This is a genomic window from Rhodococcus sp. NPDC057529 (genome assembly GCF_042802055.1).
In the GTDB taxonomy this organism is placed as follows: Bacteria; Actinomycetota; Actinomycetes; order Mycobacteriales; family Mycobacteriaceae; genus Rhodococcus_F.
Genome location: NZ_JBHVEY010000002.1, coordinates 406,113 through 431,045 on the forward strand (window position 1 = coordinate 406,113; position 24,933 = coordinate 431,045).

A 24,933-nucleotide genomic window follows, 5' to 3' on the forward strand; every position below is an offset into this window, starting at 1 on the left:
CCGGGCCGAGAAACAAGGGACCTGGTCTGCGGCGTGGCGGCCGCGCCTATAGTCTGCCCAAGTACTTCGCGGCGGCGCCGCGTTCAGTCGGTGACGAGGATGCGCGGTGGATTCACAGGCAATATCGCTGGTCCGGTCGAGTTTCAAGGCTATCGCGGCAGTGCCGGACGGGCCCCAGACTCTGTCGCGGTCCTTCTATGCCCTGCTGTTCGCCCGGTATCCCGAAGCCCGCGACTTCTTCCCCGCCGCCATGGACGAGCAACGCGATCGGCTGATCGCCGCCGTCCAGTACGTGATCGAGCGGCTCGAGGAGGACTCCGGGCAGATCCTCGCCTACCTCGCCCAGCTCGGCCGCGACCACCGCAAGTACGGCATCGAGGACGCGCACTACGTCGCCGTCGGCAACTCCCTGATCGCCGCCGTCGAGCAATTCCCCTCGACCGAGCCGTGGACCGACGAACTCGAGCAGGCGTGGCGCGACGTCCTCGCGGTCGTCGCCGCCACCATGATGGACGCGGCCAACGCCGAGAGCGGCCCGCCGGCGTGGGGCGCGACCGTGATCGAGCACCTGCAGGTCCGCAAGGACGTCTCGATCATCCGGCTGCAACTCGACGAGCCGATGACGTACACCGCAGGCCAGTTCGTGAGTGTGCAGGTGCCGTCGCGGCCCCGGATGTGGCGGTACCTGTCGCCGGCGAACCCCGCCAACGATCAGGGCATCATCGAATTCCACGTCCGCCGGGTGTCGGGCGGCTGGGTGAGCCCCGCCATCGTCGCCCAGACACTCGTGGGCGAGCGGTGGGTGGTCGGGTCCCCCCTCGGCGACCTCGGAATCCGCTACGACAACGGTCGCGACATCCTGATGATCGGATCGGGGACCGGCATCGCCCCGCTGCGCGCGCAGATCCTCCAGATGTCGCAGCGCGGCCAGGACCGGCGCGTCCACCTCTTCTTTGCCGGCCGGTACCCCTGCGACCTCTACGACCTGGGCACCCTGTGGGCGCTCGCGGAGCAGAATCCGTGGCTGACCGTCGTCCCGGTCACCGAGGACGACGAGGACCCGTGGTGGTACACGGGCCCCAGCAGTGCCGGGATGCCCGGCATGCACCGCCGGCTGACCGGCAAGGTCGGGCAGGTCGTCGCCGACTTCGGGACGTGGGCCGAGCGCGACATCCAGCTCGTCGGCTCCGAAGCCATGATCAACACCACCAAGTTCCGGCTGCACGCGGCGGGAACGCCGCCGGAGAACATCCGGCACGACCCGTCCTACTGATCCGGGCCGCTCAGTACGGGTCGAACTGAATGTTCTCGGTGGGGGTCCCGGTGTCACGGAGACGGTCGAGGGTGGCGCGGACCATCGCCGCCGAACCGCACACCAGCACCTGGTGCTCGGTGAACGCACCGTAGGACGTGACGACGTCGGGCAGCGAGCCCTCGATGAGGTCGTCCTCGGTGAACCCCACGTCCACTCTGGTGCGCTCGTACCACTCGTCCGTCCAGTCCGGATTGGCGACGTTCTCCACCACCGGAATGACCGTGAGCCACGGCAGATTCTGCAGCAGCAGGTACAGCATGTCGGACGCGTAGAGATCGCGCGGCGTCCGATCGCCCGTGAACAGGAACACCCGCGGCGGATTCGGCCTGCGGGACAGGTCCAGCAGGATCGACCGGAACGGGGCGAGGCCGGTGCCGCCGGCGATCATGATGACGTCCGGTCCGTCCTCGTCGACGGACATCGTGCCGCGCGGCTCGAGGATCTGCCACTGGTCGCCCGGCGACGTCCCCGTGACGATGTCGCCGCTGACCCAGCCGCCCGGCACCGTCCGGACGTGGAATTCGAGTTTGCCGTCCAGCGACGGCGGAAGGGCGGGGGAGAGCCTGCGCAGCAGCCGCGGGTTCTGGGGCACGCTGACGTCCACGTACTGTCCCGGCTCGAACGGGACGTAGTCACCGACGAGGCGGACGACGGCGAGATCGTGCCGCAATCGGTGGTGTTCGACGACGGTGCTGGTCCAGGTGGTCTGCGTGGCTTGCATGGCGTGATGCTCTCCCGACGGTCGAACCGGATGGCGGATGGGCAGGGGCTGGCTGCGCGACTAGATCAGGGGATCGTGGCGGATCAGCTCGGGCGGGGTGCCCCCGCCCTGCAGGGCATACACGGTGGTCTTGATCATCGCCGGCGACCCGGAGATCTGGATCTGCCGGTCCGCCCACGACCCGAACCGCGCGACCACCCGGCCCAGCTGGCCCTGGAGTCGCTGATGCAACCCCGGCGGCGCCTCGGGTGCGGGAATCGTGTGCCACCACGGGTCCTCGTCCTCCTCGGAGACGGGAACCACGGTCAGCCACGGATTGCTCAGCGACAGGTGCCACAGGGTCTCGATGTCGTACAGGTCGCACGGGTACTTGCCGCCCACGAACATGTGGACGCGCGGGTTGTTCGACCGCATCGCCATTTCCATCACCTGGGCGCGCAGCGGTGCGATGCCCGTCCCCGAACCGATCATCAGGACGTCCTGCCCGCTCTCGCGGTCCACCTCCAGCCCGCCGAGCGGCGAGCTGAGCAACCAGCGGTCGCCGACCTGCGTCTCGTTCACGATCGCCGGACTGACCCACCCGCCCGACACGCGGCGCACATGGAATTCGAGCTGTCCGTACGGGTTGGCCGGGATGGCCGCCGACAGGTACCGCCACATCCGCGGCCGCTGCGGGATCTGGACGCTGAGATACTGGCCCGCGCCGTACGGGATGGGGGAGTCGGTCTCGAGGCGAACGATCGCGAGGTCGTCGAGGCGGCGTTCGTGATCGACGACGGTGGCGCCCCAGGCGGCGGGCAGGTCGTCGTTGTCCGCGGCGTCGGCCATCGTGTTCAGGAGAAGGTCGAGCAGTTCCGTCCACGCCGCGGTCAGCGACGGCGTCCAGATGGCCTGGGTGAAGGAGCTCTGCACGGCGACCAGCAGCGCATGGCCCGACGCGAAGTAGTGCCTGCCCTCGACACCGTACTTGCGGTGATCACGCCCGAGCTGGCTCAGGAAACCGAGGACCCGGTCCACGTCCTCGAGGTTGTCGATGACGAACTGCAGCGCCTGGAACAGGCGATGGCCCTGCTGATCCAGCGCAGCCGGGAAGAGCGCGCGGAATTCGGGGTGCTCCGCGAACAGGGTGGCGTAGAACGTGGTGGTGAGCCGGGTGTGGCCGTGGTCGGTGGACACGATCGACGAAAAGCTGGCGCGCAGACGCGAAATCACGAGTGGGTCGAGGCAATCTCGTGTCAAGCCGTCCCCTGCCTCCGTGCCTGCTGATTCGAACACCAGCATTCTAGCCGTCCTCGGCGCCGGACCCCGGGGGACGGCGCCGGCCGGTTCGGCCTCCGACCCCGGCGTTTCGGCGGGTCGCTATTGAGCCGTGACCACCGGCAGGGCACGATGTGCATCGATAATCGGACCGGGTTACCGAGGGGGCTCCATGCGAGTTGGTGTTGCGCGGAATCGGGGTCGGTTTCGCCAGGGGATGCGCAGCGCCGGCTCGGTTCGACGCGTGGGCGCCGTCGTGCTGGCGGTCGGCGCCCTGATGGCGTCGAGCGTCGGAACGATCGCCTCCGCGGAACCCCGGGCGACGGTCGAGTCGATCACGGCCGACGAGGCGCCCGACGGTTCGCGGTTGGTCGAGGTCACCCCGGTCGGCGAATCGCAGATGAACTTCACGGTTCACTCGACGGCCATGGACAAGGACGTCACCGTCCGGGTCATCCGCGCCGCGTCCGGGAAACGTCCCACCGTGTACATGCTCGGCGGCGTCGAGGGGAACTCGGAACAGTTCGGCTGGGAGCAGAAGGCGGACGTCGAGAAGTTCTTCTCCGACAAGGACGTCAACGTGGTCATCCCGTTCGGTGGCCAGTCCAGTTACTACGCCGACTGGCAGCGCGACGATCCCGAACTGGGGCGGAACAAGTGGCAGACGTTCCTGACGAAGGAACTGCCGCCCATCGTCGACTCGGCGCTCGACACGACCGGCAGGAACGCGATCGCCGGGCTGTCCATGTCGGCCACCAGCGTGCTCAACCTCGCGATCTCCAAGCCCGGGCTGTACCAGAGCGTCGGCGCGTACAGCGGGTGCGCGATGACGAGCGACCCGGTGGCCCGCCGATTCGTCGAGATCACGGTCGCGGACTTCGGCGGCAACCCGGAGAACATGTGGGGTGCTGCCAACGATCCGCTGTGGGCCGCGAACGATCCGTACGTCAACGCCGAGAAACTCCGGGGGACCACCCTCTACATCTCCAACGGCAGCGGACTGCCGGGGCCGTACGACACCCTCGACGCCCGGACCGTCGGCGGCGACCGCCGCGCCCTCGCGACGCAGGTCGTGGTCGGCGGTGTGATCGAGGCCGTCACCAACGACTGCACGATGCGGCTCGCGGAGAAACTCCGGGCCCTCGACATTCCCGCCACCGTCGACCTCCGGCCGGTGGGCACGCACTCGTGGGGGTACTGGCGTGACGATCTGTCCGCGTCCTGGCCGATGATGGCTGTCGCGATCGGGGCGTGATTTCCCGACCCGCGGAGCGTCGCGGGGCGAGATGATGGGGTGGTCAGAAAAAATTCAAAGTTGAGCGGAACAGACTCAACTCTTCGCGCGTTAAGAAGATGACAGCGTCGCCACGTGCCACCCGGCCCCCGGCGGCGAACCGCTCTACAACGCCAGAAGAGGTGACCAGTGGACTCGTTCAATCCGACCACCAAGACCCAGGCCGCGATGACCGCTGCGCTCCAGTCGGCGTCGTCGGCCGGTAATCCCGACATCAGGCCCGCGCACCTGCTCGTGGCCCTGCTCGACCAGACCGACGGCATCGCCGCCCCGCTGCTCAAGGCCGTCGGCGTCGACCCCGCCGCGATCCACCGCGAAGCGCAGAATCTCGTCGACCGGCTGCCCAAGACGACGGGCGCCACCACCACACCGCAACTCGGCCGCGAGGCCCTCGCCGCACTCACCGCAGCGCAGCGCCTCGCCACCGAGCTCGACGACGAGTACGTGTCGACGGAACACCTGATGGTCGGACTCGCATCGGGTGAGTCGGACGTGGCCGGGCTGCTGGGCAGGCACGGCGCCACCCCCGAGGCGCTGCGCGACGCGTTCACCACCGTCCGCGGCAGTGCGCGCGTCACCAGCCCGGATCCCGAGGCGACGTACCAGGCGCTCGAGAAGTACTCCACCGACCTCACGGCCGCCGCCCGTAACGGCAAGCTGGACCCGGTGATCGGCCGCGACAACGAGATCCGCCGCGTCGTGCAGGTGCTCAGCCGCCGCACCAAGAACAACCCGGTGCTGATCGGTGAACCCGGCGTCGGCAAGACCGCCATCGTCGAGGGGCTGGCCCAGCGCATCGTGCAGGGCGACGTCCCCGAATCGCTGCGCGGCAAGTCGGTGATCTCCCTCGACCTCGGATCGATGGTCGCCGGAGCCAAGTACCGCGGCGAATTCGAGGAGCGGCTCAAGGCCGTCCTCGACGACATCAAGAACTCGGCCGGTCAGGTCATCACGTTCATCGACGAACTCCACACCATCGTCGGTGCGGGTGCCACCGGTGAGTCGGCGATGGACGCCGGCAACATGATCAAGCCGATGCTCGCCCGCGGTGAGCTGCGGCTCGTCGGCGCGACCACCCTCGAGGAGTACCGCAAGTACATCGAGAAGGACGCCGCCCTCGAACGCCGTTTCCAGCAGGTGCTGGTGGGCGAACCGTCCGTCGAGGACACCGTCGGCATCCTGCGCGGGCTCAAGGAGCGGTACGAGGTGCACCACGGTGTGCGCATCACCGACTCCGCGCTCGTCGCGGCCGCCACGCTCAGCGACCGCTACATCACGTCCCGGTTCCTGCCGGACAAGGCGATCGACCTCGTGGACGAGGCCGCGTCCCGGCTGCGGATGGAGATCGACTCGCGACCCGAGGAGATCGACACCGTCGAACGCATCGTCCGCCGCCTCGAGATCGAGGAGATGGCGCTGCAGAAGGAATCCGACGCGGCGTCGAAGGACCGGCTGGAGAAGCTGCGTCAGGAACTCGCCGACGAACGGGAGAAGCTCAATCAGCTGACCACCCGCTGGCAGAACGAGAAGCAGGCCATCGACTCCGTGCGCGGAGTCAAGGTGCAACTCGAGACGCTGCGCGGTGAGGAAGAGCGCGCCGAACGCGACGGCGACCTCGGCCGGGCCGCGGAACTGCGCTACGGGCGGATCCCGCAGCTCGAGAAGGAACTCGAGCAGGCCGCCCGCGAGTCCGGCGCCGCCGCCGACGGCGACGTCATGCTCAAGGAGGAAGTCGGTCCCGACGACGTCGCCGACGTGGTCGCGGCATGGACCGGCATCCCCGCCGGCCGCATGATGGAAGGCGAGACCGCCAAGCTGCTGCGGATGGAATCCGAACTGGGCAAGCGGGTCGTCGGCCAGGAAGAGGCCGTCGTCGCCGTGTCGGACGCCGTCCGCCGCGCCCGCGCCGGCGTCGCCGACCCCAACCGGCCCACCGGTTCGTTCCTGTTCCTCGGACCCACCGGCGTCGGTAAGACGGAGCTCGCGAAGTCGCTCGCGGACTTCCTGTTCGACGACGAACGGGCCATGGTCCGCATCGACATGTCCGAATACAGCGAGAAGCATTCGGTGGCCCGGCTCGTCGGCGCGCCGCCCGGCTACGTCGGGTACGAGGCGGGCGGGCAGCTCACCGAGGCCGTGCGACGGCGTCCGTACACGGTGGTGCTGTTCGACGAGGTGGAGAAGGCGCACCCCGACGTCTTCGACATCCTGCTCGCCGTCCTCGACGAAGGCCGGCTGACGGACGGTCAGGGGCGGACGGTCGACTTCCGCAACACCATCCTGATCCTCACGTCCAACCTCGGTGCGGGCGGATCCCGGGAGCAGGTGATGGATGCGGTGCGGCACGCGTTCAAGCCGGAGTTCATCAACCGGCTCGACGACGTCGTGATCTTCGAACCGCTCACCGAGGAGCAGCTCGAATCGATCGTCGACATCCAGCTCGACCAGCTGTCCCGCCGGCTCGCGGCGCGGCGGCTGACGCTGGACGTGTCCGACTCGGCCCGCTTCTGGCTCGCCGTCCGCGGCTACGACCCCCTGTACGGGGCCAGGCCGCTGCGCCGGCTGATCCAGCAGGCGATCGGCGACCAGCTCGCGAAGCTGCTGCTCGCCGGCGACGTCAAGGACGGCGACACCGTCCCCGTGAAGGTGTCCGAGACCGGGGACGCGCTCGTCCTCGGCTGATCCCCCACGTGAGTGGCACGGTGTGCTCCCGCACGCCGTGCCACTCACCTGTGTTTTCACAGGGGAGTCTTAAGTTTCGCCGTTACCCTGGATCGTCCGTAACCGCAGGACACCGGCCACACGAACCCGAGGGAGGGGCCGATCATGACGAACCCCGACGATCCGCGCACCCCGCAGGAACGCGCGTACGACGGCACGGAGTCGTGGACGACCGACGATTCGGCGTCGCGGGCGCATGACGATTCCGCGTCGCGGGCTCGTGACGAGGACCCGACGCAGGCGTGGTCGCGGCAGGACCAGCCGACCGAGCACTTCGGCTCGTCGGACCAGGACCACCGCACCGAGTACCTGGGGTCCGCCGGCGGGCCGACCGAGCAGTTCTACACGTCCGACCCGACCGCGGCGTACGGGCAGAACCAGCCCAATCCGACGCAGGCGTACCCGACCTACGACCCGCGGTTCGACCAGCAGGCTCCGCCGCCGAACGCCACACAGGCGTATCCGCCCTACGAGGCCCAGCAGTACCAGGGCGGGTATCCGACGGGGCAGTATCCGAACGCCGGGTACCCGGGATCGCAGTACCAGGCGCCGGTCGCGGAGGCCACCGAGGAGAAGAAGCCCCGCCGGATCGGCACGTGGATCGCGGCCGCCGCCGCGGCGTTGCTGCTGATCGCGGTCATCGGCTTCGGCGTCGCCCTCTTCACGACGGCGCCGAACAACTCCTCGAGCACCACCGCGGCGGGTCCCACCACGTCCCGTCCGCCGGCCACCACCGCGCCGCCGAAGACGACCGCGCCGCCGTCGACCACCACCGAGTCGCCGCTCGATCAACTTCCCGGCGGAATCGGCGAGGCCATCGGGGCCGCGGGTGCCGCTTTCGGAACGATCAGCACCAACGACGGTTCCACGCTCACCCTCGACGCCCTCGGTGGTTCGAAGCTGACGGTCCAGACCAACGCGCAGACCAACGTGATCGCACTCGACGGCACCACGGTCGCCGATCTGAAACCCGGATTCACCGTCATGGTGCAGGGGACGAAGGTCGAGAACGGCACGATGACGGCCGAGACGATCATCAGTACCGAGCTGCCCAAGCTCGGTGGCAACTGAGCCCACCCGTGCCGGCGGACACGGCTGTCGGGCCGGTTCCGGCAAAACCGACACGGGGTGTCCCGGTACCGCCTACCCTCGTTACGCCCTCGACTCGCTAGGCTGATCAACGATGACCGGAATGTGGTTCTTACTGGCGTTGATCGCACTCGCAGGCGCGTGCGCGTTGCTCTATTTCGATCGCTCGCGTCGTGATCAGACGGGTCGTGTGCGGCAGATCTGGGCCAAGGCCCAGGGCTACACGTACGACAACGTCGAAGAGCGGCTGCCCGCCCAGTTCCACCGGGCCGCGCTGGCCAAGCAGGAGTACCTCAGCGCCATCGACGTGGTGAAGGGGGAACGCCGCGGCGAGTCGTTCATCCTGTTCGACCTCGAGGAGACCGCGACCATCGTCGCGGTGCGCCGCCGGGTGGGTTCGGACGTCGACATCGACCTCCGCCTCAAGTCGACCCCGCCGCCGAAGGATTCGGACCTCGAACTCCTCGGCGCCATCGGACCGCGCGTCGTGTTCGCCACCGACCTCGAGATCGCCCGCAGGGTCTGCGATCAGCGGATGGTGGCGTTCACCGAGTCGGTGCCGCCGCACGTGAACATGCTGTGGAGTGAGGGCGAGTGGACCCTCGGTTCGCTGCCCATCGGCAGCAGCGGCCGGGAGTGGGATTCTGCCATCGAGGCCGTCGCCCGGCTGTCCGGCATTCTGCACGTCCTGCCCCCGGTCACCGAGCCGAGCGGACTCGACCGTGGCCATCATGACCCGAGCAGGCCGCGACTGCGTGACGGCGCCCCTGCCGAAGCGCGCCCCGCATCGGAGAAACGTCCCGCACCGCAGGGACGTCCGGCACCGGAGAAACGTCCCACCCAGCAGGCACGCCCGGCGCCGGAGAAGCGGCCTGCAGCGCAGGGACGTCCCGCGCAACAGGGGCGTCCTGCATCGCAGGGGCGCCCGTCCCCGGAGGCGCGCCCGACCGCACCGCCACGTCCGGCACCGCAGAACCGTCCTGCACCCCCGCCGGGCGCGCCGCGGTAGTGAGTGCGTGACGAGTCCCCGGACTCGTTAACCGCGCACAGGCGCGCAGCGCCTTGCTACCGTCACCGGTATGTCGACGCCTCCCAGCTCAGCCCGACCCGTTGCCCTCGTCACCGGCCCGACATCGGGGCTCGGTGCCGGTTTCGCGCGGAAGTTCGCGTCTCTCGGTTACGACCTCGTGCTCGTCGCGCGGGACGACACCCGCTTGCACGCCCTCGCCGACGAGATGAAGGCGCTGTTCGACACCGAGTCCGAGATCCTGCAGGCCGATCTGGCGACGGCGTCCGGGCGCGCGGAGGTGGCGCAACGCCTCGGGAAGGGTGTCGAAGTACTGGTCAACAACGCCGGATTCGGCACGTCGGGCGAATTCTGGACGGCGACGCCGGAACTGTTGCAGTCTCAGCTGGACGTGAACGTCACCGCCGTCATGCAGCTGACCCGCGCGGCGTTGCCCGGCATGATCGCGGCGGCGAACGGCACCGTCATCAACGTGGCGAGCGTCGCGGGACTGCTGTCCGGGCGGGGGTCGACGTATTCGGCGAGCAAGGCGTACGTGATCTCGTTCTCCGAGGGTTTGGCGAACGGGCTGGGCGGCACGGGTGTGCGGATCCAGGCGCTGTGCCCGGGATTCATTCGCACCGAATTCCACGAGCGCGCGGGCATCGAGATGAGTTCGATTCCGAATGCGATGTGGCTGAGCGTCGACCAGGTCGTCGCGGCGTCGCTGGCCGATCTCGAGGACGGCAAGGTCGTGAGCATTCCCGGCTTCCAGTACAAGGTGCTGACGACCGCCGGTCGACTCGTCCCGAAGAGTCTGGTCCGGCGGTTGACCAACGTGTTCGGCCGGGGGCGTGCCCGCACGTAGAGGTGGGTAGGGTTTCGGTCATGAGTGATCGCGAGGATCTGGCCGCGTTGGTGCGCGAGCTGGCTGTTGTGCACGGCAAGGTGACGTTGTCTTCGGGCAAGGAAGCCGACTATTACGTGGACCTTCGCCGCGCCACGCTGCATCACGAGGCGGGGCCGCTGATCGGGAAGTTGCTGCGTGAACTGGTGGCGGACTGGGATTTCGACGCCGTCGGCGGCCTGACGATGGGTGCCGACCCGGTGGCGATGGCCGTGATGCACGCGCCGGGCAGGCCGATCGACTCGTTCGTGGTGCGTAAGGCCGCGAAGGCGCACGGGATGCAGCGGCAGATCGAGGGGCCGGATGTCGTCGGCAAGCGTGTCCTCGTCGTCGAGGACACCACCACCACGGGCAACTCGCCGCTCACCGCGGTGAAGGCGCTGCGCGACGTGGGGGCGATCGTCGTGGGTGTCGCGACCGTCGTCGACCGGGCGACCGGGGCCGGCGAGGTGATCGCGGCCGAGGGTCTCGAGTACCGTTCGCTCCTAGGTCTTCCCGACCTGAACCTCTGACAGGTGAGTGGCGAAGCGTGCCGGGGCACACTTCGCCACTCACGTCGGGGAGTCAGTCGGCGTCGCCGGCCGTGACGGCCAGTGCCTCGTCGACGCTGTGCGGTTCGGGATCGTGCTCGTCGACGTGGGCGAGGACCTTACGGCCGGTCGCGAGGACGAGGATCGCGACGGCGGTGCACACCGCGCCGACCCAGAACGGCAGGTGGATGTTGCTTTCGCCGAGCTTGCCCGCGACCCACGGTGCCGCGGCCCCGCCGACGAACCGGACGAAGCTGTAGGCCGCGGACGCCGTCGACCGCTCGACGGGGGCGGAGATCATCACGGTCTCGGTGATGAGGGTGTTGTTGACACCGAGGAACAGCCCGGCGAGCACGACCCCGACGATGAGCACGGTCTTGTTCTCGGTGAAAGCGGCCATCATGGCGAGGTCGAGGGCGAACAGCGCGAGGGCCACCATCATCATCGGCAGCGTGCCGAAGCGCCGCTGCAGGCGCGGCGCGAGGAACACCGACGCGACAGCCAGCGCGAGGCCCCACCCGAAGAAGATGAATCCGATCGAGTACGTGCCCATGTCCAGCGGGAACGGCGTGTACGCGAGCAGTGTGAAGAAGCCGTAGTTGTAGAGCAGCGCGGTGATTGCGACGGTGAGCAGGCCGCGGTGGCGTAGCGCGAGGAACGGCGCGGCGATCGACGTGCGGTGCTCCGGCTTGGGGGCGGACGGCAGCATCACGACGATCAGGATGAACGCGACGGCCATCAGGGCTGCGACGCCGAAGAACGGCGCGCGCCAGCTGATGTTGCCGAGGACACCGCCGACCAGCGGGCCGACGGCGATGCCGATGCCCAGCGCGGCCTCGTAGAGGATGATGGCCCGCGCGACGCCGCCGCTGGCCGCGCCGACGATGGCGGCGAGTGCGGTCGCGATGAACAGGGCGTTGCCGAGTCCCCAGCCGGCGCGGAAGCCGACGATCTGGGCGATGGTGCCGGAGCTTCCGGCCAGCGCCGCGAACACGACGATGACGGCGAGACCGGTCAGGAGCGTCTTCTTGGCGCCGATCCGGCTCGACACCACACCGGTGATGAGCATCGCGACACCGGTGACCAGCATGTAGCTGGTGAACAGCAGCGACACCTGGGACGGGGTGGCGTCCAGCTGTTCGCCGATCGGCTTCAGGATGGGGTCGACGAGCCCGATGCCCATGAACGCGATGACGCTGGCGAAGGCGACGGCCCACACCGACTTCGGCTGGTGGAGGAGGCTGGGTGGCGCCTCGCTGCTGTTCGTGACGGTTGCGGTCGTGGTGCTCACGGCCACCTCCTTCGATGTGTTGCGGGGTGGATGGGTGGTCAGGCGCGGGCCGATGCCGTGACGATGGAACGCAGTTCCGACAGGCCCTGCGTCAGTCGCTCGAGCTGCTCGGGTTCGAGGTCCGCGAAGTGCGGGGCGAGGGCGCCCGCGATCTCGTTGCGGGCCACGGTCAGCCAGTCACGTCCCGGGGCGGTGATGGACACCCGGACTGCCCGGGCGTCGTCCGGATCGGGCCGGCGGGCCACGTATCCGCGATCGCCGAGCTTCTGTAGCAGGGCGGTCGCGGACGGTTGCGAGCAGCGGTCGATGCGGGCGAATTCGCTGATGCGGAGTTCGCCGTGGTCGTCGAGCAGGGCGAGGGCACGGGTCCACGGCCGGGGATGGTCCTCGGATCCGAAGGAGCTCGCGAGCCTGGTGAATCGGTGAGAATTCGTGACCAGGTCGACGAGCAGGCCGTGCAGCCGTGTGTCGTCGTCCATGCACATTATATTACATAGGCTAACTAACTATGTATACGAGCGCCCGCTGTTCCACTCGTCACACGACGGTGAACGGCCGGCGCGTCGACCGGGGGTCAGGCCGACCGGCGCGCGACTTCCTCCACCTGACGCCGCAGCGTGGCATCGGTGTGGCGGATCGCCTGCGCGACGAAGGGTTCGATGACCTTGCCGAGCGCCTTGCCCGCGAGCCCGCCGGGCAGCTCGTAGCGGAAATCGACCGTCAGGCGGGTCTCGGTGTCGCCGACCGCGTCGAACTGCCACCGCGAGTGCGTGTACAGGCCGTCGATCGATTCGAGCTCGATCAGCGAATTGCGTTCCCACCCGGTGACCTTCACGACGGAACCGAGGGTCTTGGGGCCGATCTTCATCGCGGCGTCGTAGACGGCGCCGAGCCCCCGATCCTGTTCGCCGATCGGGTCGAACTTCGTGATACCGAACATCCAGGACGGGACGTGGCGATAGTCGTCGACGTAGTCGAACGCGCCCGCGACCGGTGCGCCGGCGACAGCAGTGTGATGGATCTCGATCATCGTGACTTTCCTGACGGGTGAGGGGAGGGGGTCGGCTGTGTCCGGTACGGCCGGACGGCGTAGTTCTCGAGGTCGAAACGGGCGAGGCGGCGGCGCAGGGAACCGGTGGACCACGGCCACGCGGCGAAGTTCCTGCCGTCGGCGTCGAGGTAGTAGCTGCTGCACCCGCCGTTGTTGAACACGGTCCGCTCCAGGCCCTTCTGTACCTTGTCGTTGAACCGGCGGAACGGCTGATCGCGCACCTCGAGGACTTCGATGCCCTGCCGCTCCGCCTTGGTGATCCCGTCGATCACGTAGTCGAGCTGGGTTTCGGCCAGGCCGAGAAACGAGTTGTACACCAAGATGTTCGGGCCGAGCATGATGTACGCGTTCGGTGCGCCGGGCGTCGTGGTGGCCAGATACGCCTCGGGGCTCTTCGACCACTTCTCCGACAGCAGTGTCCCGTCGCGTCCGCGGATCCGGCTCGCGATCGGCGGATGGCTCACGTCGAAACCGGTGCCGAAGATGATGACGTCGACCTCGCGGCGGGTGCCGTCGGCTCCGACGACGACGCGTCCGTCCACCTCGGTGAGGGCGTGCGGGATCAACTCGACGTTGCTCTTCGTCAGCGCCGGGAGATACGTGTTGGACAGCAGGAGTCGCTTGCATCCGAGTGTGAAGTTCGGGGTCAGTGCCGCGCGGAGCGCCGGGTCCGGCACCTGCCGGGCGAGCCAGCGGGTGCCGAGGGGGTTGAGGAGCCGGGCGGTGCGTTCGCGGCGCATCACCCAGGTGAGCGTCCGCAGGACGAGGTCGAGGATCTGCCGCAGCCCGCGCTGCACCGCCGGGACCCGCGAGAACAGCGACTGCGCGAGCCGGGGGAACGGGAAGTCCAGGCGGGGCACCACCCAGGCCGGGGTGCGCTGGAACACGTACAGCGCCTCGACGTCCGGCTGGATCTCGGGGATGAACTGCACCGCGGACGCGCCCGTGCCCACGACCGCGACCTTCTTTCCGGTGAGGTCGACGTCGTGGTTCCAGCGGGCCGAGTGGAAGATGTCGCCGCCGAAACCGTCGATGCCCGGTACCGCGGGAGTGCTGGGTTCGGTGATGGGGCCCGCCGCGAAGATCACGTGCTGCGCGACGATCGTGCCCCGGCTGGTGTCGAGGATCCAGCGTCGGCGCTCGTCGGACCACACGGCCTCGTGGAGTTCGGTCCGCATCGAGATTCTGGACTGCACGCCGAACGTGGCGACGGTGTCCTCGATGTAGGACAGCAGTTCCGGCTGGAGTGCGAAGTTGCTGCGCCATCCCGGGTTGGGGTTGAACGAGAACGAATACACCGGTGCGGGGATGTCGACACCGCACCCGGGGTACGTGTTCTCGCGCCACACGCCGCCGACGCGGTCGGACTTCTCGAGGACGACGAAGTCGATGATGCCCGCGCGTTCGAGTTTGACGGCGGCGGCGATCCCGGACAGACCGGCCCCGACCACGACGACGCGCACGTGCCGCTCGTCTCCGCTGCTCTCGTGCGCTGCGGCGTGCTCGGAGGTGGTCGCTGTCATGGTCGCTTCCCTGGGGCCGGATACGGAACCTGCGCCGTCAGTCCATTTAACTGAGACGTGGTGTCACAGTAAAACGAGCGGGGCGGCTTGGCAAGTGCGACCGGCAACCGGGTCCTGGAACAATGGCGTGCGTGACCGAGCGCAAACCTCCCGGGGTGAGCTTCGAGAGCTGGATCGACAAGCAGATCCGGCTCGCTCAGGAGCGCGGCGACTTCGACGATCTCCCCGGCGCGGGCAATCCGATACCGGCGGGCGACGTCGACGACGAACTGTGGTGGGTGAAGAACTACCTGCGCCGCGAGAATCTGCCCACCGACGCGTTGCTCCCCACGCCGCTGCAGCTGCGCAAGGAGATCGAGCGGCTGCCCGACACGATCCGGGGAATGCCGTCCGAGCAGGCGGTGCGGGATGTGGTGGCGCAACTCAACCTGCAGATCGTCGCGTGGTTGCGGGCGCCGTCCGGCCCCCGGATCCCGGTGAGCCCGGTCGACGCGGACGAGGTCGTCGCGACGTGGCGGCGGCAGAAGCAGTATGTGCGGAAGCCACCGGTGGCACAGCCCCGGGAACCGCAACCGGACCCGCCCCCGGCCGGAAAGAGGTGGTGGCGGCGGGAACGGTGACCGGTCATCCCGTCCGGAAATCGCCCGGTTCCATCACCCGGGACACGAGCAGTCCGGCGATCAGTCCCCAGAAGGCCGCGCCGATGTTGAGGAACTGCACGTTCGAGACGGTCACGAGAAACGTCACCAGCGCGCCGAGCGTGTACCGGGAGGAGAACGCGGCGACGAACGATCCCTGCAGTGCCCGCAGCATCGCCAGACCGCCGAGCGTCGCGACGAACGCGGCCGGGGTGGCCAGCATCAGCTGAACGAACAGCGGGGCGAACAGGCCGACGACCACGGCGAGCAGTCCGCAGACGACGGCCGCCGTGTACTGCCGGGCGCGCTGCCCCGACGCCACCAGCAGGGCGTTGGTCGGACCTGTCAGGCACGTCGACACGGCGCCGACGGCGGAGGTGGCGAGCGACCAGACCCCGCACAGGACGGTACCGACATTCATGGGCGGCTGGTGGCCTGCGGACGTCAGCACGGCCGCGCCCTGACCGTTCTGCACGACGATGACCGTGATCGCCAGCGGGACGACCAGTTCGGCGATCGCCTGCCAGGTGAACTGCGGGGTCTGGAACATCGGCGCCGCGATCCACGGTGTGCCCGTGCCGGTGGGGTGGAAGCGGCCCGTGACCGCGACCGCGGCCGCCCCGACGAGCAGCGCGCCGAGGATCGGGGGTATCCACCGGCCGAGCGCGGCGCGGGACGCGAGGAGGACGAAGGCGAAAACCATCGGAACGGCCACGGCCGCATCGGTTCCCACGGCGTGAACGAGGTCGGTCCCGAATTTCAGGAAGACGCCGGCGACCATCGCCATGACGATCGGCATCGGGAGCATCGCCATGACCTGGCGCACCCGACCGGTCAGGCCGAGGGCGAGGATCAGGAGCCCGGTCACGAGGAACGCTCCGAGCACCTCCGGCCACGACAGGTGGGTGAGTGAGCCGCCGACGATGATCGTGCCGGGGATCGTCCAGAAGAACGCCAGCGGCTGACGGTACAGCCAGCTGGCGAGGACGGTGAGGATGCCGTTGAGGAAGAAGACGCCGAAGATCCACGACGCCATCTGCCCGGGCGACAGTCCGCCCGCGGAACCGGCGGCCAGGATCACGGCCACGGGACCGGTCGCGGAGAAGATCAGCCCGATCAGCCCGTTGGCGGCGTAGGTGCCGCCGAGGTCGCGGAGCAGGCGGCGGGGGCCGGCGGGCGGCCACGGCGGTCGTTCGAAGCGAGGGGGACGCGTCTGTGTGTCTTCGCCGCGGGCCGGTTCCTCGGTGGTCGTCATGAGGCCTTCCTGCTCGGTACGATGCCCATTATGTACGCAAAGCGGACAAAATCACCGCTATGCGTACATCTAGTGTGGTCCGGATCATAACCGCACGCGTACCGGGGTTCCGGGCCGGGCCGCCGAACCCTGGGTGGAGTGCATTCCATCCCTGGGGGCAGCGACACCCGGCCGCCGCCGCGACAGACTCGTAGACGTCGACCCGACACCATCCGCACCGACCGATCATGCGAAGAAGGACCACATGGTGGAACTCAGCCGAAATCCCCGAGAGCGAAGGGCCGTGTACGTGCGGCGCACCACGATGGCACTGGAGGGCGAACCACGATCAGCAGTCGAGCGGACGTCGACGTTCCTGGCCTACGGCCTGCTGGCGTTGTTCGGCGGACTCGGTGTCTTCGGAACGATCTGCTCCGTCGACGCCATACCGGACGGTGCGCGCATCGCCGTCGTCCAGCCGGCGCCGACGCAGTTGCACCCGCTCGACCTGCCACACCCGGCGCCGGACGGTCCCGAGGAACCTGCCCACACCGGCGTCTGAGTCAGGACGCGACGTCGTCGCGCAGTGCCGCGAGTTCGAGCAGGCGCGGCAGCATGTCCGGCGACGCGATCGAGGGCAGCAGCAGCTCCCACATGTCGGCCAGTCGCTCGTACAGGTCGGCACGCCCGGTCAGTGCCTCGGACACCAATTGCATACCCGTGAACGAACTGACCAGGAAACGGGCGAGCGCCGCGGGATCGACCGTCGCGCGCAGTTCGCCCGCCTCCCGTGCCTTGCCCGCGAGTGCGACGAGGGTGTCGGTCCAGTCGATGTAGGGATCGGTGGCCGGGCCGCGGGAGGTCCCGAGTTCCAGGGTGAGCCGCACACCCGCCCGCACGATCGGCTCGGTCAGCAGCTGGCGCGCCATCTCCTTGGCGCACAACAGGATCGCCTCCATCGGTGATTGCGCGGTCGCGAGCACGCGCTGCGCCGCCAGCATCGCCATCGCGTGCTGTTCCTTGATCACCGCCCAGGCCAGCGCCTCCTTGGACTCGAAGTGAAAGTACAAGGCGCCCTTCGTCACGTCGGCGTAGGAGAGGATTCCGCTCAGACTCGCGCCGCCGTACCCGAGCTTCTCGAAGCTCAGTGCCGCACCCTCTAATACTTGATGGCGGGTGGCCGCCGCGCGCGCCTGCTTTGCCATCACCTGTGCCTCACAATCGCGGATTCTCCGTCGCATCCACTCTCCAGTCAACCACTGTTCGGACCGGTAGCCTCGGCACATCCGAAAGCGTGGGAGGAAGACGTGAAGTCGAAGAACAACTGGGGTGTCGAGCACGCGGTATTCGCCGGTGCGACGCTGGCCACCGTGGTCGGAGCCGTCTCCGGGCGGGAACGGTTGCAGCGCGCGGCGAAACCATTGATCGCGCCCGCGCTCGCCGCCCGGGTGCTGCGGCGGCGAGCAGACGCCGACCCCGCCGACGTCGCGCTTCTCCTCGCCGGTCTCACCGCCGCGACCGTGGGCGACGTCTTCATGATCGACCCCGACGACGACGCCCGTCTCGTGCGCGGCGCGTCCTCGTTCGCCGTCATGCAGGTCGGCTATTCGACGCTGTTGCTGCGCCGGGGCGCCCGGCCCGCCGTGCCCGCCTTGCTGCCCCGGCTCGCGGGGTGGGCGGGCGCGGCGGCCCTGCTCCGCGGGCGGGCGAAAGAGGTCGCAACCCCGTTGACCGCGTACGGTGCGCTGCTCGGCGCCACGTCGACGCTGTCGGCCGACCCGTCCCTCGCGCCCGGCGCCGACGTGCTCGCGAACGTGGCCGTGCCGGGAACCGACCGGCGCAGCTGGCTCGGCGTGGGCGGGATGCTGTTCACCGCCTCCGACGGGCTGATCGTGGTGCGGCGCTTGCTCATCCGGGGAGACCGGGGGAGAGCCGCGGCCGAGGGGCTGATCCTCGCCAGTTACGCGGCGGCCCAGCTGCTGCTCGTCGAGGGGATGCTCGCGCTCGGGCGTCGCCGGATCACGGGCAGAGCATGATGTGGTCCCGGTCCTCCGGGTCCACCAGGATGGTGATCGTCTCGCCGGGCACGAATCGTGTCGCGTTCTCCCGACGCACCTCGTAGACGACCCGTCCGGCGTAACTCTCCGATCCCGGCACGGTCAGCCGGAGGTCCAGTTCGGTGAGCTCTCCGTCGTCCGGGGTGCGGCGAAGCGGGGTGACGTGCTCGATGCGGGCCCAGCCCTCGAGTCCGTGCCGCTCGAGTTTCCGGTCGGCGCGACTGGGCCGCCCGGCCGCCATCATCCCGAAGCCCAGCGCCGAGCCGAAGGCCGCGACCAATCCCATGATCTGGTACGGGATCGTGGCCGGCGGGGTGTGCTGGATCAACCATCCCAGCCAGACGGCGAGGACGATGACGTAGCCGACCGTGACGAAGCAGACCGTCCGCACGATGCGCTGATGATTCATCGAATGCCTCCACCTCCAGATTAACCCGTCCCGGCCTCGCCGAAGCGGCCCCGCCGCCGCACTGCCGTTAGAGTGCAGTGTCGGCAGCAGGTAAGTATGTGTGGAGGTGGCCGTATGGCGTGGCGTCGGGTGTCGTTGGTGTGTCTGAGCATTGGCTCGGCCATGATGCTCGCAGGGTGTGGTGGGTCCTCGGACGCGGTGGCTCCGCCGACGTCCACGACGACGGCCGCGGCCCCTGTGACCACCACCACGACGACGGTTCCGCCGACCATTACCACCACGACCGTCGCGCCGCCGCCGACGACGACGGAAGCGCCGACCACGACGCTCGTCGACGTCCCGTACGAGCACAACGAGTCGTACTTCTTCACGTCCCCGGATGGCGGGTTCCAATGCGGCATCATCAAGCTGCCGAACCGCACCGAGGCCGGCTGCCAGGGGTCGACGAGCCCGGTGCCGCCGCGCCCGGACGACTGCATGGTCGACTGGGGTCACGGCATCCGCGTCGAGAACGACGGCGAGGCGTCGTTCATGTGCGCGGGCGGCCTCGTCTACACCTCGGGCGGCGACGAACCGGACGCGGCGCTGCCGGCCGGGTCGAAACTGACCAAGCTCGGGTACACCTGCGGCACCACCGCCACGGCCGTCACGTGCACCAACGACGAGACGTCGCACGGATTCACCGTCGCCCCCGATTCGAACAAGACGTTCTGACGTCGTGAGCGGAGTCGAGACGGGCCCGGTGGAGGTCGAGGTCGCCGAGATGGGTCCCACCGAATGGGGGGAGAACCCGAACGGTGTCGGCCCATGGACCGAGGAGCACGACTCACCGGCCCCCACCGACCCGCGGTACGACCCCGAACTGCTGGCCGGGGGCGATCGCCGCAACGTGGTCGACGCCTACCGGTACTGGACGCGGGAGGCGATCGTCGCAGACATCGACAACCGTCGCCACCCGCTCCACGTGGCCATCGAGAACTTCGGGCACGACGCGAACATCGGGACGGTGGTGCGCACCGCCAACGCGTTCGCCGCCGCGGCGGTCCACATCGTGGGACGTCGACGCTGGAACCGGCGCGGCGCGATGGTCACCGACCGGTACCAGCACGTCCTCCACCACGCGGACGTCGACGGTCTCGTCGACTTCGCGCGTGAGAGAGGTCTCACCATCGTGGCCGTCGACAACACACCCGGGTCGGTGCCGCTCGAGACGGCGAGCCTGCCCCGCGACTGCGTGCTCCTGTTCGGCCAGGAGGGGCCGGGAGTCACCGACCAGGCGAAAGAGGTTGCGGCGATGACGGTGTCGATCGCGCAGTTCGGTTCCACCCGCAGCATCAACGCGGGTGTCGCCGCAGGAATCGCCATGCATGCGTGGGTGCGCCAGCACGCCGACCTCGGTCGTGCGTGGTAGCGGAACCCCTGGCGAATAGGCAAGATCAACTCTTATGCAGGACTCGTGGTCGGCGCGCGCGGACGCCGCTGAAGAAGCGGTGGTGAGCAGGCACCTTCGCCGGCTGTGGGCGCTCCCGGGCACCACCCTGGGCGTCGTCGCCTGGCCGGCGGTACGGCGCGAGCGGCTGTTCCTCAGCTGGCACTACTGGTGGCAGGCCCATCTGCTCGACTGCGCCGTCGACGCGCTCGAACGCGACCCCACGCCGCGCCGTCGTCGTCGCATCGTGAAACTGGCGCGCAGCCACCGTCTGCGGAACATCTCGGGCTGGACCAACAACTATTACGACGACATGGCCTGGCTGGGGATCGCCCTCGAGCGTGCCCAGCGAATGCACTTCATAGACAACAGAAGTGCGGTGCAGGCGCTCGAATCCCAGTTGTTCGACGCCTGGGCGCCCGAGGCGGGAGGCGGCATCCCGTGGCGGAAGGGCTCGAATTTCTACAACGCGCCCGCCAACGGACCGGCCGGGATCATGCTGGCCCGCACCGGAAAGCTGTGGCGCGCCCAGGCCACCGCGGACTGGATCGACGACACGCTGCGGGACGTGCACACCAACCTGATCGCCGACGGTATCCACCCCGGCGGCGAGATCGAAAAGAACATCTACTCCTACTGTCAGGGCGTCGTGCTCGGGCTCGAAACCGAACTCGCCGTGCGCCTCGGTTCGCCCCGGCACCGCAACCGGACCCACCGGCTGGTCGACGCCATCGACGAACACCTCGCACCCCACGGCGTCATCGACGGCGGCGGTGGGGGAGACGGCGGCCTGTTCAACGGGATCCTCGCCCGGTATCTGGCGCTGACCGCGGTGATGCTGCCCTGGGAGTCGCCCGCCGACATCCGGGCCCGGGAGATCGCCGCCCAGCTCGTGCTGACGTCCGCGGAATCGGCGTGGGAGAACCGGCTGCAGATCGAGGGGCAGCCGCTGTTCGGCCACGATTGGACCCGGCAGGCGCAACTGCCGGGGATGGGCGGGGGAATCGCCACGTTCACCGGGGGCACCGTGCACTCGTCCGGGATCCCGGAACGCGACATGTCCGTGCAACTCGGTGGCTGGATGCTGATGGAGGCCGCGCACATGGTGTCCGCGGCGGGGTATCCGCGACGCTAGGCGACGGTTCGAATCACGCGAAAATTAACCGTATCGCCCCGGATTCGGCGCTGTTAGACAGTTCGTTATGTCAGATCAACAGCGGCAGCTGAGTCTCAACGCGTTCATCTACCCGGCCGGGCACCACGAGTCGGCGTGGCGGCACCCGCTCACGACGCCCGAGCGGCTGTACGACGTCTCCTACTTCCAGGAGATCGCGCAGACAGCGGAAGCCGCGAAGCTGGACGCGATCTTCTTCGCCGACGGCCCCGCCCTGCGCAGCGACGTCGAGCACGGCGCCGCCGGAGCGCTCGAGCCCATCACGCTGCTGACGGCGATCGCGACGGCCACCGAACGGATCGGGCTGATCGCGACCGCGTCCACGACGTATTTCGAGCCCTACAATCTCGCGCGGTTGTTCGCGTCGCTCGACCACATCTCCCGCGGACGGGCCGGCTGGAACATCGTGACCACCGGCACCGAGGTGGCGGCGGCCAACTTCGGATTGCCCAGCCACCCGGACCATGCCGACCGCTACGCGCGGGCGCGGGAATTCGTCGACGCGACCGTCAAGCTGTGGGACAGCTGGGAGGACGACGCGATCCTGATCGACAAGGCCACAGGTATCTACGCGGACCCGTCGAAGATCCACGAGATCAACTACGTCGGACGCCACCTGCGGGTGCGGGGACCGTTCAACGCGCCGCGCTCCCCGCAGGGACACCCGGTGCTGGTGCAGGCCGGCGCGTCCAACGAGGGCCGCGCGTTCGCGGGCCAGTACGCCGAGGCCATCTTCACCGCGCACCAGCGGTTGTCGGACGGGCAGGCGTTCTACGCGGACGTGAAGCAGCGGGCGGCGCACTTCGGCCGCAACCCGGAGCACGTGAAGGTCCTTCCCGGCATCAGCCCTTTCCTCGGCGACACCGAGGCGGAGGCGCGGGACCTGGAGCGGGAGTTCAACGAACTGACCTCGCCCGAGTACGGGATCGCCCAACTCGAGGCGCTCACCGGCTCGAGCGTGCGGCACCTCGATCTCGACGCCTCCGTGCCTGTCGGACTGTTCGGGGACGCCGGCGACGTCACCGACAACAAGCAGAGCCGTCTGCAGGTGATCGCAGGGATCGTCGAGCGGGAGAACCCGACGCTGCGCGGACTGCTGCACCGTCTCGCCGGTGCGCGCGGGCACCGGGTCGTCGTCGGGACCCCGGTGCAGGTGGCCGACACCATCGAGGAATGGTTCACGCAGGGCGCCGCGGACGGGTTCAACGTCATGCCGCCGTACTACCCGGGCGGTCTCGAGGTGTTCGCGCAGAAGGTGGTTCCGATCCTGCAGGAGCGTGGACTGTTCCGCACCGAGTACTCGGGCACCACGCTGCGCGACCACTTCGGGTTGCCGCGCCCGGACAGCCAGTACGCGGACGCGTCGGGCACCGTCGCGCTGTAGTCGCACGAGCCGGGCAGGCCGGCGGAGCAGAGGCTTAATGAAAACAGTTATCATTTCGGGATGACTGTCATCCGGCCTGTCCCTGTCACCGTCCTGTCCGGCTTCCTCGGCGCGGGCAAGACCACCTTGCTCAACCATCTCCTCGCGAACCGGGACGGCAGGCGTGTCGCCGTCATCGTCAACGACATGAGCGACGTCAACATCGTCCCCCAAGCACTTCGTGCAGGGGGTTCCCCCAGCCGCCCCTTTGTGGCCGGGCAGGGGCACCTGGACCGGACCCAGGAGAGACTCGTCGAGCTCACCAACGGCTGCATCTGCTGCACCCTGCGGGAAGACCTCGTCGAGGCGGTGGCGCGGCTGGCGCGGGAGGGCCGGTTCGACCACCTCGTCATCGAATCGACCGGCATCTCCGAACCGATGCCCGTGGCCGCCACGTTCGACTGGGAGTTCGAGGACGGGTTCACCCTCGGCTCGGTCGCCGCCCTCGACACGATGGTGACGGTCGTGGATGCGTCGACGTTCCTCGGCGAACTGGCCAGGGGCGAGCGTCTCGACGACCGGAACCTCGAGGCCGGGGACGGCGACGAGCGCAGCATCTCCGACCTCCTCGTCGATCAGGTGGAGTTCGCCGACGTCATCCTGCTGAACAAGACGGATCTGGTGAGCGAGGGTGCCGCCGGCGCCGTCGAGGCGACCGTGCGCAGACTCAACCCCGCCGCGACACTGCTGCGCACCACGCGCGGCGTCGTCGATCCCGGCGAGGTACTCGGCACGGGCCTGTACGACCCGGAGGCGTCGGCCGAGCTGCCAGGCTGGGCGGAGGAACTGGCGGCGGGCCACACCCCGGAAACCGAGGAATACGGCATCCGCAGCGTCACCTACCGGGCGTCGCGGCCGTTCCACCCGGCCCGGCTCGAGCAGGCGCTGGGACAGTTCACCGGCCTGCTCCGCAGCAAGGGCTTCTGCTGGATCGCGAGCCGCCCCGACCTCGCCGCCGTCTGGTCGCAGGCCGGCCCGAATCTCGTGATCGAGCCCGCCCAGCTGTGGGCGTCCACGGACGAACGTCCGGGGCAGGAGATCGTGTTCATCGGCGTCCGCCTCGATCCCGACGGCCCGCGGCGGATCCTCGACCCGGCACTGCTCACCGACGAGGAACTCCGGTCAGGACCGGCGGAGTGGGTGCGGTTCGACGACCCGCTGCCCGCGTGGGAGCCGGTGCATCAGCACTAGTCCAGTACTTCTTCGACGGCCACATCTTCGGGTGGCCGCGCCATCTCCTGCCGGTAGTGCCACACCCCGAGGGCCGTGCCGATCACCAGCAGTGTGACCATCCCGGCGAGCACTGCAGGCATCAGCCACGACACCCGGTCGAGGAACGAGCCGAAGTAGAAGCCGATGAGCAGCAGTACGGGCGCCCAGAAGATGGCGCCGATAGTGCTGGCGATCGTGTATTTGGTGTGGTTCATCTTGGCAGCACCGGCGACCAGCGGGCACAGGGTGCGGATCCACGGAATCCAGCGCGCGACGAGCACCGCCCAGAAGCCGTGCTTCTCCAGCAGGACATTCACCTTGTGGAGGTTGGCGTAGTTGAGATACTTCCCGCCCTTCCGGGCGTGGATGCGGTTGCCGGTGCGGTGACCGATGACGTACCCCACCTGGTTTCCGCAGATGGCGGCGATCATCGCGCCGACCGACAACGCCCACACGTGGCCGGTGCCCGACGCATGGTTGGCCAGCACGATGCCCGCGGTGATCAGCATCGAGTCGCCGGGCAGGAACAGGCCCAGGATCACCGCGCACTCGATGAACACGAATGTGAGCACGACGACCCAGACCAGCGCTGGGCCGGCCGAGACGAGAGGCCCGAAGCTGCCTGCTGCCGTGGTGACCATCGTCAGTGCGC

Annotated in this window: 25 protein-coding genes; 15 read left to right on the top strand and 10 right to left on the bottom strand. The window is 68.7% G+C overall.

What is annotated here, in order from left to right; genetic code table 11:
- Nucleotides 1-106 precede the first annotated feature (106 nt).
- Entirely contained in the window at nucleotides 107-1,273 is a 1,167-nt protein-coding gene (locus ACFU5V_RS04915) for an FAD-binding oxidoreductase (protein WP_378430129.1), read from the top strand.
- A gap of 10 nt (nucleotides 1,274-1,283) precedes the next feature.
- Here the strand turns inward: ACFU5V_RS04915 and ACFU5V_RS04920 are convergent, their stop codons facing one another.
- The gene (locus ACFU5V_RS04920; protein WP_087561387.1) at nucleotides 1,284-2,036 is read right to left on the bottom strand and encodes an FAD-binding oxidoreductase; all 753 of its coding nucleotides are present in this window, start codon (nucleotides 2,034-2,036) and stop codon (nucleotides 1,284-1,286) included.
- 60 nt (nucleotides 2,037-2,096) lie between these two features.
- A complete protein-coding gene (locus tag ACFU5V_RS04925) occupies nucleotides 2,097-3,317 on the bottom strand; it encodes a globin domain-containing protein (protein WP_378697314.1) in 1,221 nt (406 codons plus the stop codon).
- A 193-nt stretch (nucleotides 3,318-3,510) separates the two neighbouring features.
- On the opposite strand from ACFU5V_RS04925, the gene ACFU5V_RS04930 reads away from it, so the two are divergent.
- The 6 genes from ACFU5V_RS04930 (at nucleotide 3,511) to pyrE (ending at nucleotide 10,822) form a co-directional block, all read left to right on the top strand.
- Nucleotides 3,511-4,548 (top strand): alpha/beta hydrolase, encoded by a 1,038-nt coding sequence (locus ACFU5V_RS04930; RefSeq protein WP_378697316.1) that lies wholly within the window; start codon nucleotides 3,511-3,513, stop codon nucleotides 4,546-4,548.
- Between the two features lie 168 nt (nucleotides 4,549-4,716).
- Nucleotides 4,717-7,269 carry an ATP-dependent chaperone ClpB gene (gene clpB, locus ACFU5V_RS04935; protein ID WP_378430126.1) on the top strand — a complete coding sequence of 851 codons (2,553 nt, stop codon included), beginning with the start codon at nucleotides 4,717-4,719 and terminating at the stop codon, nucleotides 7,267-7,269.
- Between the two features lie 144 nt (nucleotides 7,270-7,413).
- Nucleotides 7,414-8,379, top strand: a complete 966-nt coding sequence (locus tag ACFU5V_RS04940; protein ID WP_378697318.1) for a hypothetical protein — start codon at nucleotides 7,414-7,416, stop codon at nucleotides 8,377-8,379.
- Nucleotides 8,380-8,500: 121 nt separating this feature from the next.
- Nucleotides 8,501-9,406 carry a hypothetical protein gene (locus ACFU5V_RS04945; protein WP_378697320.1) on the top strand — a complete coding sequence of 302 codons (906 nt, stop codon included), beginning with the start codon at nucleotides 8,501-8,503 and terminating at the stop codon, nucleotides 9,404-9,406.
- A 70-nt stretch (nucleotides 9,407-9,476) separates the two neighbouring features.
- On the top strand, nucleotides 9,477-10,271 hold the full coding sequence (locus ACFU5V_RS04950) for an SDR family NAD(P)-dependent oxidoreductase (protein ID WP_378697322.1): 795 nt from the start codon (nucleotides 9,477-9,479) through the stop codon (nucleotides 10,269-10,271).
- Between the two features lie 20 nt (nucleotides 10,272-10,291).
- On the top strand, nucleotides 10,292-10,822 hold the full coding sequence (pyrE, locus tag ACFU5V_RS04955) for an orotate phosphoribosyltransferase (protein WP_072937384.1): 531 nt from the start codon (nucleotides 10,292-10,294) through the stop codon (nucleotides 10,820-10,822).
- 52 nt (nucleotides 10,823-10,874) lie between these two features.
- Here pyrE and ACFU5V_RS04960 read toward each other — a convergent pair whose 3' ends face one another.
- The 4 genes from ACFU5V_RS04960 to ACFU5V_RS04975 all read right to left on the bottom strand — a co-directional run bounded on the left by ACFU5V_RS04960 (nucleotide 10,875) and on the right by ACFU5V_RS04975 (nucleotide 14,705).
- Nucleotides 10,875-12,137, bottom strand: coding sequence for an MFS transporter (locus tag ACFU5V_RS04960; protein WP_378697324.1), 1,263 nt, complete (start codon nucleotides 12,135-12,137; stop codon nucleotides 10,875-10,877).
- A gap of 32 nt (nucleotides 12,138-12,169) precedes the next feature.
- On the bottom strand, nucleotides 12,170-12,610 hold the full coding sequence (locus ACFU5V_RS04965; protein WP_378697326.1) for a MarR family winged helix-turn-helix transcriptional regulator: 441 nt from the start codon (nucleotides 12,608-12,610) through the stop codon (nucleotides 12,170-12,172).
- 95 nt (nucleotides 12,611-12,705) lie between these two features.
- Nucleotides 12,706-13,161 carry an SRPBCC family protein gene (locus ACFU5V_RS04970; protein WP_378430121.1) on the bottom strand — a complete coding sequence of 152 codons (456 nt, stop codon included), beginning with the start codon at nucleotides 13,159-13,161 and terminating at the stop codon, nucleotides 12,706-12,708.
- Nucleotides 13,158-14,705, bottom strand: a complete 1,548-nt coding sequence (locus ACFU5V_RS04975; RefSeq protein ID WP_378697328.1) for a flavin-containing monooxygenase — start codon at nucleotides 14,703-14,705, stop codon at nucleotides 13,158-13,160. Before ACFU5V_RS04975 ends, ACFU5V_RS04970 begins: the two co-directional genes overlap by 4 nt.
- 122 nt (nucleotides 14,706-14,827) lie before the next feature.
- Between ACFU5V_RS04975 and ACFU5V_RS04980 the strand changes: the two genes are divergently transcribed.
- Nucleotides 14,828-15,325: a DUF1992 domain-containing protein gene (locus ACFU5V_RS04980; RefSeq protein WP_378697330.1), complete on the top strand. Its 498-nt coding sequence runs from the start codon at nucleotides 14,828-14,830 to the stop codon at nucleotides 15,323-15,325.
- A 4-nt stretch (nucleotides 15,326-15,329) separates the two neighbouring features.
- On the opposite strand, the gene ACFU5V_RS04985 is transcribed toward ACFU5V_RS04980, so the two are convergent.
- Complete coding sequence (locus ACFU5V_RS04985; RefSeq protein WP_378697332.1) at nucleotides 15,330-16,598, bottom strand: benzoate/H(+) symporter BenE family transporter; 1,269 nt, start codon at nucleotides 16,596-16,598, stop codon at nucleotides 15,330-15,332.
- Between the two features lie 244 nt (nucleotides 16,599-16,842).
- Between ACFU5V_RS04985 and ACFU5V_RS04990 the strand changes: the two genes are divergently transcribed.
- On the top strand, nucleotides 16,843-17,139 hold the full coding sequence (locus ACFU5V_RS04990) for a hypothetical protein (RefSeq protein ID WP_378697333.1): 297 nt from the start codon (nucleotides 16,843-16,845) through the stop codon (nucleotides 17,137-17,139).
- 1 nt (nucleotide 17,140) lies between these two features.
- On the opposite strand, the gene ACFU5V_RS04995 is transcribed toward ACFU5V_RS04990, so the two are convergent.
- The gene (locus ACFU5V_RS04995) at nucleotides 17,141-17,782 is read right to left on the bottom strand and encodes a ScbR family autoregulator-binding transcription factor (protein ID WP_378430116.1); all 642 of its coding nucleotides are present in this window, start codon (nucleotides 17,780-17,782) and stop codon (nucleotides 17,141-17,143) included.
- A 102-nt stretch (nucleotides 17,783-17,884) separates the two neighbouring features.
- Between ACFU5V_RS04995 and ACFU5V_RS05000 the strand changes: the two genes are divergently transcribed.
- The gene (locus tag ACFU5V_RS05000; protein ID WP_378697336.1) at nucleotides 17,885-18,613 is read left to right on the top strand and encodes a lysoplasmalogenase family protein; all 729 of its coding nucleotides are present in this window, start codon (nucleotides 17,885-17,887) and stop codon (nucleotides 18,611-18,613) included.
- On the opposite strand, the gene ACFU5V_RS05005 is transcribed toward ACFU5V_RS05000, so the two are convergent.
- On the bottom strand, nucleotides 18,597-19,043 hold the full coding sequence (locus ACFU5V_RS05005; protein ID WP_072937374.1) for a hypothetical protein: 447 nt from the start codon (nucleotides 19,041-19,043) through the stop codon (nucleotides 18,597-18,599). The genes ACFU5V_RS05000 and ACFU5V_RS05005 overlap by 17 nt on opposite strands.
- A gap of 114 nt (nucleotides 19,044-19,157) precedes the next feature.
- Between ACFU5V_RS05005 and ACFU5V_RS05010 the strand changes: the two genes are divergently transcribed.
- The 5 genes from ACFU5V_RS05010 (at nucleotide 19,158) to ACFU5V_RS05030 (ending at nucleotide 24,260) form a co-directional block, all read left to right on the top strand.
- Nucleotides 19,158-19,757, top strand: a complete 600-nt coding sequence (locus ACFU5V_RS05010) for a hypothetical protein (protein WP_378697338.1) — start codon at nucleotides 19,158-19,160, stop codon at nucleotides 19,755-19,757.
- Nucleotides 19,758-19,806: 49 nt separating this feature from the next.
- A complete protein-coding gene (locus tag ACFU5V_RS05015; RefSeq protein ID WP_378697593.1) occupies nucleotides 19,807-20,454 on the top strand; it encodes a TrmH family RNA methyltransferase in 648 nt (215 codons plus the stop codon).
- Nucleotides 20,455-20,488: 34 nt separating this feature from the next.
- Complete coding sequence (locus ACFU5V_RS05020; RefSeq protein WP_378430113.1) at nucleotides 20,489-21,607, top strand: glycoside hydrolase family 76 protein; 1,119 nt, start codon at nucleotides 20,489-20,491, stop codon at nucleotides 21,605-21,607.
- 67 nt (nucleotides 21,608-21,674) lie between these two features.
- Nucleotides 21,675-23,030, top strand: a complete 1,356-nt coding sequence (locus ACFU5V_RS05025; RefSeq protein ID WP_378697340.1) for an LLM class flavin-dependent oxidoreductase — start codon at nucleotides 21,675-21,677, stop codon at nucleotides 23,028-23,030.
- 60 nt (nucleotides 23,031-23,090) lie between these two features.
- The gene (locus tag ACFU5V_RS05030) at nucleotides 23,091-24,260 is read left to right on the top strand and encodes a GTP-binding protein (protein WP_378697342.1); all 1,170 of its coding nucleotides are present in this window, start codon (nucleotides 23,091-23,093) and stop codon (nucleotides 24,258-24,260) included.
- On the opposite strand, the gene ACFU5V_RS05035 is transcribed toward ACFU5V_RS05030, so the two are convergent.
- Nucleotides 24,257-24,922 (bottom strand): DedA family protein, encoded by a 666-nt coding sequence (locus tag ACFU5V_RS05035; RefSeq protein WP_378430110.1) that lies wholly within the window; start codon nucleotides 24,920-24,922, stop codon nucleotides 24,257-24,259. The genes ACFU5V_RS05030 and ACFU5V_RS05035 overlap by 4 nt on opposite strands.
- Nucleotides 24,923-24,933: the final 11 nt, after the last annotated feature.

Coding starts and splice junctions, on each gene's coding strand:
- ACFU5V_RS04920 (WP_087561387.1), bottom strand. CDS start 2,036: ATGCAAGCCACGCAGACCACCTGGACCAGCACCGTCGTCGAACACCAC.
- ACFU5V_RS04925 (WP_378697314.1), bottom strand. CDS start 3,317: ATGCTGGTGTTCGAATCAGCAGGCACGGAGGCAGGGGACGGCTTGACA.
- ACFU5V_RS04930 (WP_378697316.1), top strand. CDS start 3,511: ATGCGCAGCGCCGGCTCGGTTCGACGCGTGGGCGCCGTCGTGCTGGCG.
- ACFU5V_RS04940 (WP_378697318.1), top strand. CDS start 7,414: ATGACGAACCCCGACGATCCGCGCACCCCGCAGGAACGCGCGTACGAC.
- ACFU5V_RS04945 (WP_378697320.1), top strand. CDS start 8,501: ATGTGGTTCTTACTGGCGTTGATCGCACTCGCAGGCGCGTGCGCGTTG.
- ACFU5V_RS04950 (WP_378697322.1), top strand. CDS start 9,477: ATGTCGACGCCTCCCAGCTCAGCCCGACCCGTTGCCCTCGTCACCGGC.
- pyrE (WP_072937384.1), top strand. CDS start 10,292: ATGAGTGATCGCGAGGATCTGGCCGCGTTGGTGCGCGAGCTGGCTGTT.
- ACFU5V_RS04965 (WP_378697326.1), bottom strand. CDS start 12,610: ATGGACGACGACACACGGCTGCACGGCCTGCTCGTCGACCTGGTCACG.
- ACFU5V_RS04970 (WP_378430121.1), bottom strand. CDS start 13,161: ATGATCGAGATCCATCACACTGCTGTCGCCGGCGCACCGGTCGCGGGC.
- ACFU5V_RS04975 (WP_378697328.1), bottom strand. CDS start 14,705: ATGACAGCGACCACCTCCGAGCACGCCGCAGCGCACGAGAGCAGCGGA.
- ACFU5V_RS04980 (WP_378697330.1), top strand. CDS start 14,828: ATGGCGTGCGTGACCGAGCGCAAACCTCCCGGGGTGAGCTTCGAGAGC.
- ACFU5V_RS04985 (WP_378697332.1), bottom strand. CDS start 16,598: ATGACGACCACCGAGGAACCGGCCCGCGGCGAAGACACACAGACGCGT.
- ACFU5V_RS04990 (WP_378697333.1), top strand. CDS start 16,843: ATGGTGGAACTCAGCCGAAATCCCCGAGAGCGAAGGGCCGTGTACGTG.
- ACFU5V_RS04995 (WP_378430116.1), bottom strand. CDS start 17,782: ATGGCAAAGCAGGCGCGCGCGGCGGCCACCCGCCATCAAGTATTAGAG.
- ACFU5V_RS05005 (WP_072937374.1), bottom strand. CDS start 19,043: ATGAATCATCAGCGCATCGTGCGGACGGTCTGCTTCGTCACGGTCGGC.
- ACFU5V_RS05010 (WP_378697338.1), top strand. CDS start 19,158: ATGGCGTGGCGTCGGGTGTCGTTGGTGTGTCTGAGCATTGGCTCGGCC.
- ACFU5V_RS05015 (WP_378697593.1), top strand. CDS start 19,807: ATGGGTCCCACCGAATGGGGGGAGAACCCGAACGGTGTCGGCCCATGG.
- ACFU5V_RS05020 (WP_378430113.1), top strand. CDS start 20,489: ATGCAGGACTCGTGGTCGGCGCGCGCGGACGCCGCTGAAGAAGCGGTG.
- ACFU5V_RS05025 (WP_378697340.1), top strand. CDS start 21,675: ATGTCAGATCAACAGCGGCAGCTGAGTCTCAACGCGTTCATCTACCCG.
- ACFU5V_RS05030 (WP_378697342.1), top strand. CDS start 23,091: ATGACTGTCATCCGGCCTGTCCCTGTCACCGTCCTGTCCGGCTTCCTC.
- ACFU5V_RS05035 (WP_378430110.1), bottom strand. CDS start 24,922: ATGGTCACCACGGCAGCAGGCAGCTTCGGGCCTCTCGTCTCGGCCGGC.